The sequence below is a fragment of the Peribacillus sp. P4_C12 genome, assembly GCF_056402095.1.
Map to the genome: position 1 here is coordinate 1 of NZ_JBFUIB010001062.1, position 750 is coordinate 750.

Here is a 750-nt window from a genome sequence, read left to right on the forward strand (position 1 = left end):
CAAAAAACGTTATTCTTTGAGTAAAATACTCGAAAAGGATGACGTTTTTTCATGGTCCTCTCGTTAACGAACAAGATGATTTATTAAATTCAAAGCGAGAGGACCATGAAAAAACGTCATCCTTTTCGAGTATTTTACTCAAAGAATAACGTTTTTTGTGTTTAAAATTGTTTCGTTTTCTTGATAGGCATGTTTGATAAGGTATACCTTTATCCAAAAAGGCTTGAACCTGACTTTCCCCTTTTGAAATATCCAGACCAACGACTGGATTCATTCTAAATCTCCTCCTAATCTAGTGGATTACMGGCACCTCTATTTYTCCTTGCAGTGTCACAGCTTCGCTTGTTATACGAGATCTACGTCCCAAYCAGCCTAATCATGTTTSTACAAGAGGGGGCRAACTGTTTAGTTGACGGGGTCCAAGCCCCACGGGCAGGAACGTTCTACCTCGGCTACCGTTATCATATATCGATATAAAAATTGTTCAACCAGAAATATTTTCTGGCTGACCTTATAATACGAAGGGGCAGGTTAGCTTAACAGGACAATCAATATACTATGTAGAATWWAATTAAGATGACATTGTTTAAAGATTTAGAAAAAACAGTATATAAAAATTAGGAGTGTTTGTTATGGTTCATGCAAAAGATGTTTTATCGGATCAGTTGTTGGCAAATGCTAATGACCCAAGTTGGTACCTACCATTTTCAGATTCAGTAGAAAGATTGTCTGAGGAACATGCATTTTGGA

General features: G+C 36.7%; 1 protein-coding gene and 1 pseudogene. One reads left to right on the forward strand and one right to left on the reverse strand.

Annotated elements, in window-relative coordinates:
• Positions 1–49: 49 nt before the first annotated feature.
• Positions 50–274 (reverse strand): hypothetical protein, encoded by a 225-nt coding sequence (locus tag AC1DUW_RS31295; protein WP_477644509.1) that lies wholly within the window; start codon positions 272–274, stop codon positions 50–52.
• 358 nt (positions 275–632) lie between these two features.
• Here AC1DUW_RS31295 and AC1DUW_RS31300 point away from each other — a divergent pair.
• Positions 633–750: pseudogene (locus AC1DUW_RS31300) on the forward strand (DinB family protein); the annotation flags it as partial.